Here is a 6000-nt window from a genome sequence, read left to right on the forward strand (position 1 = left end):
TGTTCGTGTTTGGAATTGATTGTTTTACATATATCTCACTTACTTTCCTACTTTTCAATTGCATTAAAAATTTAATGGTATTTTATGGATTTACCGGTCGATTTATTGACATAATCATGTAACCGCTTTATTATAATATGTAACGGGTTACACTAATCCGCCTTTATTTTTTCTTAAATCTGTAACCCGTTACATAGCATGAGTAAAGCAATAAATAAACGATAGGAAGGGCTTATCATATGGCAACTATCCGTAATGTGGCTGAACTCGCCAAGGTTTCAACGGCGACAGTTTCCCGGGTCATCAACAGCAATGGCTACGTGAATGAGGAAACCAAAAAGCGCGTCAAAGAAGCTATTGAACAATTAAATTACTTTCCGAATGATGTGGCGCGCAGTCTGTTTAAAGGCCGTTCAAAAATGATCGCGCTGTTTGTGCCTGACATTACGAACCCTTTCTTTCCTGAACTCGCACGTGCTGTAGAAGATGTTACAAATCGTAATGATTATACATTTGTGCTTTGCAATACAGATGGCGATATCGATAAAAAAATTGATTACTTGAATGCGCTGCAGCAAAAATCCGTTGATGGCTTTATTATTGTTTCAAGCTCACTTACGGAAGACCATCTGAAAAATATTCAGGCACCAATTGTCGCGCTTGACCGGATCATTAGCCCCGATATTTCCTCGGTGACCGTCAATAATCGGATCGGCAGCAGGGATGCAGTAAATTATTTGAAGTCAGTCGGCTGCAGACGGATTGCCCATATTGCCGGACCGGAACATGTCGACAACGCCATAAACCGCATGCGGGGCTTTTTGGACGAAGTAAAACATGAGGATTGGTTTGATAGCGATTATGTGGTATCGGGTGCGTACAATTTTGAGATGGCACGGGAAGCTGCTATAAATCTATTAACTAAAAATCCCAAAATTGATGGTATTTTTGCTGGGAATGATTTGATGGGAGCTGGTGTGCTGAATGCCGCAGCCTCACTGGACATAAAAGTGCCGGGGGATCTTGCGGTAATTGGCTTTGATGGGATCACCATGAGCGAAAGGGTTACACCGGCATTGACGACAATGGCTCAGCCTATATACGATATCGGGGCGAGGGCTGCAGAAATCCTGATTGAACAAATAAGGTCAACGTCCCAAGTTGTTATGAGAGAAGAATTTAACGTTCAATTAACTGAACGGCAATCGACGTTAAGAAGGGAGCAAACGAATGAGCACTAAACCAAATGTATGCATTGTTGGCAGCATTAATATGGACTTAACGGTAACAACCGATAAAATGCCGATGCAGGGGGAGACAGTTCTCGGCGAAGAATTTTTTACCAATCCCGGCGGCAAGGGAGCGAATCAGGCAGTTGCGGCAGCACGAATGGGAGCCGATGTGGATTTCATCGGTGCGCTGGGTGAGGACGCTTTTGGAAAAACCCTTCGCCAAAACTTTACCAATGAAGGTATTCGGACGACAGGCATTGAAACAATCCCTAAGGTATCGAGCGGGACAGCAACAATTATCCTGTCCGAAAATGATAACCGTATTATCGTAGCACCTGGGGCCAATAATCATGTGACACCTGAAATCGTGAAGAAACATCAAGACCTAATTAAAAACAGCGACATGGTTCTTATGCAGCTCGAAGTACCGATGGAAACGATTGTGAGCACCGTGGAAATCGCTGCAGCAAGTGGTGTTCCGGTAATACTAAATCCCGCACCATTTCAGTCGCTACCGGAGAAAGTCCTGAAAAACACTGCTTACGTGACACCTAATGAAATTGAACTGGCAGCCATGAAAGAAGATCCGCTGTTTGATTCCATTCAGGAAAGGCTGATTGTGACGCGCGGTGATAAGGGTGTGTCGTTTGTTGAAAATGGAACCGGGCGGGATGTCGGAGGATACCGTGTAGACGTAACTGATACAACAGGTGCCGGGGACACGTTTAACGGTGCATTAGCCGCAGAACTTGCCGGCGGGGCGAGTCTATCGGATGCAGTTGCAGCGGCAAACGCAGCAGCAGCTTTGTCCGTTTCAAAGCTCGGTGCACAATTCGGAATGCCGTCCAAACAAGATGTTCAGAGATTTTTACAGGAAGGGAAAATGTCCGAATGAAAAAAACAGGAATGCTGAACCGCGACATCGCCTCTATACTCGCAAGAATGGGGCATACTGACTCAATTATTATTGCAGATTGCGGACTTCCCATTCCAGATGAAACCGTGACGATTGATTTGTCATTAACGCTTGGCATACCTGATTTTCTCTCTGTTTTCAGGGCAGTTGCGGAAGATATGGCGATTGAAGAAATGACACTCGCAGACGAAATAAAAACATCGAATCCAGCATTGCATAATCAGTTGAAGACAGATTATGCCGGGATTCCGGCAACATACATGTCACATAACGATTTGAAACACAACATTACGAATGCAAAAGCGGTCATCCGTACAGGTGAAGCTACACCATTTGCGAATGTGATTTTAAAATCGGGTGTTATTTTTTAGCATAAATAGGAGGTGAAATTATGGCTGATACACCGTTTGCGGAGATGCAGGGGATCAGTAAGTCCTTTTCAGGCAACCAAGTGTTAAAAAACGTAAACTTCTCGATTGATAAAGGCGAGGTCCACGCCCTGGTCGGGGAAAATGGTGCAGGGAAATCAACGTTAATCAAAATACTGACCGGGATCCATAAACGGGATGACGGTGCTGTCAGGATTAACGGAAAAGAAGTCCATTTTTCTCATCCGAAAGAAGCCGAACAGCAAGGGATTATGGTTATCCATCAGGAATTGAATATTATTCCGCATCTGACCGTTACCGAAAATATGTTTCTCGGCAAAAATATCGCTTATGGCAAAACCGGTATGCTGAATACAAAAGAAATGCGAAAACAGTGCAAAGCAAATTTGAAAAGGTTGGGAGTATCAACTATTGATCCGGATGATATTGCCGGGGAATTATCAGTCGGGAAGCAGCAAATGATTGAAATTGCCAGAGCACTATCAACGAATGCTGAGTTAATTGTGATGGACGAGCCGACTGCAGCTCTGACAGACCGTGAAATTGAAAGTCTTTTTGAAGTTGTTGAATCATTACGGAAACAAGATGTCGCAGTTATTTACATTTCACATCGGATGGAGGAAATCTTCCGGATTTGCGACCGTATTACCGTATTGCGTGACGGTGAGTACATCGGCACAGAAAATGTCAGTGATGTTGACTTCGATGCCATCGTCCGAATGATGGTCGGACGCGAACTGGGCGGGCGATTTCCGGAACGCGATTATTCAGGCGGTGATGTCATTTTTGAGGTGAAGAACCTGGCCAGAAAAGGGCTGTTTGATGACATCAGCTTTTCAGTAAAAGAAGGTGAGATTCTTGGTGTTGCCGGATTAATGGGAGCCGGGCGCTCGGAAATTATGGAGACGATATTTGGCTATACAGCAAAACAACATGGCCGTATCCATTTGAACGGAGAGGAATTAACCATTAAACATCCGTCAGATGCGATTAAAGCGGGCATTGGTTTTATAACTGAAGACCGGAAATCAAAAGGATTGCTCACTGAATTTTCCATCGGAGATAATATTTCGCTGACGAATATGAAATCAATTTCCAATAAAGGGGTTATTTCGGTTAACAAAGAACATCGATTAATTGCGGAGTTGATGGACCGGCTAACAGTTAAGGCGACTGGTGCGGATCAGGAAGCTAAAGCATTAAGCGGAGGCAACCAGCAAAAAGTGGTTATTGCCAAATGGCTCGGGATTGAGCCTAAACTGCTTATTCTGGACGAGCCAACAAGAGGTGTTGACGTTGGCGCCAAGAAAGAAATTTATAACATCATGAATGAATTAACCAAAAGCGGTGTCGGCATCATCATGGTTTCTTCAGAGTTGCCTGAAGTATTGGGCATAAGTGACCGGATTATGGTCATTCATGAAGGAAAAATAGCGAATATATTCCATCATGACGAAGCCAATCAGGAAAAAATTATGACAGCAGCTGCAGGAGGTGAGTAGTTTGAGTTGGAAGCAGAACCTTTTTAAAGATTTTTCCAAATTGGGCCCATTAATAGGACTTATTATTATGGTTATTTTTCTCGGCTTTATGAGTGATGCCTTTTTTACACTCGACAATATTTTCAACCTGCTTCGTCAGATTTCCGTTAATGCTCTGATTGCATTCGGGATGACATTTGTTATTTTGACTGCAGGCATTGATCTGTCAGTAGGGTCACTGCTTGCTTTGGGGAGTGCACTGACAGCGGGACTGCTGACAAGCGGAATAGATCCGATGCTGGCGGTATTGCTCGGTCTGCTAATCGGATTTGGTCTTGGGGCCATAAACGGGCTGATCATTACGAAAGGGAAAGTGGCACCATTTATTGCAACGCTTGCGACGATGACCATCTTTCGCGGGGCGACGCTGGTTTATACGGATGGTATGCCTATAACAGGACTGTCTGACAGTTTCGCATTTGAAATGATTGGCGGAGGTTATGTTTTCGGCGTTCCCTTCCCAGTGATTTTGATGCTGGTCGTATTTCTGATTTTGTTTTTTGTCCTCAAAAAGACAGTGTTCGGCCGTCAGGTTTATGCTGTCGGCGGCAATGAGGAAGTGTCGGTTTTGTCGGGGATAAAAGCAGACCGTGTCAAAATATGGGTTTATTCTTTGACTGGAATGCTGTCGGTTTTGGCTGGCATGATCCTTACCAGCCGATTAAATTCAGCGCAGCCAACCGCCGGTGAAATGTTTGAATTGGATGCCATTGCAGCAGTTGTTATTGGCGGTACAAGTCTGATGGGAGGCCGCGGGCGGATTACTGGTACATTGATTGGGGCTCTGATCATCGGTGTTATCGACAATGGTCTGAACCTCATGAATGTTTCGTCCTTCTATCAACAGATTGTTAAAGGCGGCGTTATTTTGCTTGCGGTGTTACTGGATAGAAAATCCAATAAATAAATTTAAGGAGGAATTTCAAATGGCTGAATGGTTGAAAAGATTAGGGCTTTTGGCAGTATTGTTGCTGGTTGTCAGTGCTTGTTCAACGGAAAGTCCCGGTTCGTCGGATGATGGCGGGGAAAATTCTGAAGGGTCTTCAGATGATTCAGTGAAAATCGGTCTGTCCATTTCCACTTTGAATAATCCATTTTTTGTGACATTGCGGGATGGTGCAGAAGCCGCGGCGGAAGAAGCCGGGTATGACATAGTGGTGACGGATGCACAGGATGATGCATCAACACAATTGAGTGATATTGAGGATTTATTACAGCAAAATATTGATGTTCTGCTGGTTAACCCTGTTGACTCTGAAGCTGTTGTCACTGCGATTGAATCCGCTAATTCCCAAGATGTGCCGGTTATTACAGTCGATCGCAGTGCGGAAGGCGGCGACGTTGTAAGCCATATTGCCTCTGATAACGTAGCAGGCGGGGAGATGGCCGGTGAATTTATCGCGGATAAACTGGATGAAAGCGGTAATCTGGTTGAGCTGCAGGGTGTACCTGGTGCGTCAGCCACACGGGAAAGAGGAAAAGGGTTCCATAATATTGCTGACGAGATCGACGGGCTTGAAGTTGTTGCCAAGCAATCAGCTAATTTTAACCGCTCGGAAGGTTTGAACGTTATGGAAAATATCATTCAAAGCACTGACCAGATAGATGCCGTATTCGCCCACAACGACGAAATGGCACTTGGGGCAGTAGAAGCGCTCCAATCCAATGGCATGCTGGAAGATGTGACCGTTGTTGGCTTTGATGCCACAGACGATGCTGTTGCAGCTGTTGAAGAAGGAACATTGGATGCAACAATTGCTCAACAGCCGAAGTTAATCGGAGAAAATGCGATAGACGCAGTCGGGTCTGTTGTCAGCGGTGAATCTGTCGATGAGTTTATTCCGGTTGAACTGCAGATGGTCACGGAATAGCTGCTGTACGAGGAACCGGTCACTTCATTTAGGGGAGGTGACCGGTTTTTT

General features: G+C 44.8%; 6 protein-coding genes. All 6 read left to right on the top strand.

The window, feature by feature from the left end:
* The first annotated feature begins 239 nt into the window (after positions 1–239).
* From VK097_RS09670 to rbsB, 6 genes are read left to right on the top strand one after another with little or no spacing between them, the layout of a single operon-like run.
* Positions 240–1241 (top strand): LacI family DNA-binding transcriptional regulator, encoded by a 1002-nt coding sequence (locus tag VK097_RS09670; protein WP_324211596.1) that lies wholly within the window; start codon positions 240–242, stop codon positions 1239–1241.
* Positions 1231–2127, top strand: coding sequence for a ribokinase (gene rbsK, locus VK097_RS09675; RefSeq protein WP_324211597.1), 897 nt, complete (start codon positions 1231–1233; stop codon positions 2125–2127). Before VK097_RS09670 ends, rbsK begins: the two co-directional genes overlap by 11 nt.
* Entirely contained in the window at positions 2124–2519 is a 396-nt protein-coding gene (gene rbsD, locus VK097_RS09680; RefSeq protein WP_324211598.1) for a D-ribose pyranase, read from the top strand. Before rbsK ends, rbsD begins: the two co-directional genes overlap by 4 nt.
* 20 nt (positions 2520–2539) lie before the next feature.
* Positions 2540–4039: a sugar ABC transporter ATP-binding protein gene (locus VK097_RS09685; RefSeq protein ID WP_324211599.1), complete on the top strand. Its 1500-nt coding sequence runs from the start codon at positions 2540–2542 to the stop codon at positions 4037–4039.
* 1 nt (position 4040) lies between these two features.
* Entirely contained in the window at positions 4041–4985 is a 945-nt protein-coding gene (locus VK097_RS09690; protein ID WP_414672172.1) for an ABC transporter permease subunit, read from the top strand.
* A 19-nt stretch (positions 4986–5004) separates the two neighbouring features.
* Entirely contained in the window at positions 5005–5949 is a 945-nt protein-coding gene (rbsB, locus tag VK097_RS09695) for a ribose ABC transporter substrate-binding protein RbsB (protein ID WP_324211600.1), read from the top strand.
* The last annotated feature ends 51 nt before the right edge of the window (positions 5950–6000 follow it).

Origin of the sequence: Lentibacillus sp. (assembly GCF_035301675.1) — a bacterium.
Classification (GTDB): Bacteria; Bacillota; Bacilli; order Bacillales; family Amphibacillaceae; genus Lentibacillus.

Coding starts and splice junctions, on each gene's coding strand:
- VK097_RS09670 (WP_324211596.1), top strand. CDS start 240: ATGGCAACTATCCGTAATGTGGCTGAACTCGCCAAGGTTTCAACGGCG.
- rbsK (WP_324211597.1), top strand. CDS start 1,231: ATGAGCACTAAACCAAATGTATGCATTGTTGGCAGCATTAATATGGAC.
- rbsD (WP_324211598.1), top strand. CDS start 2,124: ATGAAAAAAACAGGAATGCTGAACCGCGACATCGCCTCTATACTCGCA.
- VK097_RS09685 (WP_324211599.1), top strand. CDS start 2,540: ATGGCTGATACACCGTTTGCGGAGATGCAGGGGATCAGTAAGTCCTTT.
- rbsB (WP_324211600.1), top strand. CDS start 5,005: ATGGCTGAATGGTTGAAAAGATTAGGGCTTTTGGCAGTATTGTTGCTG.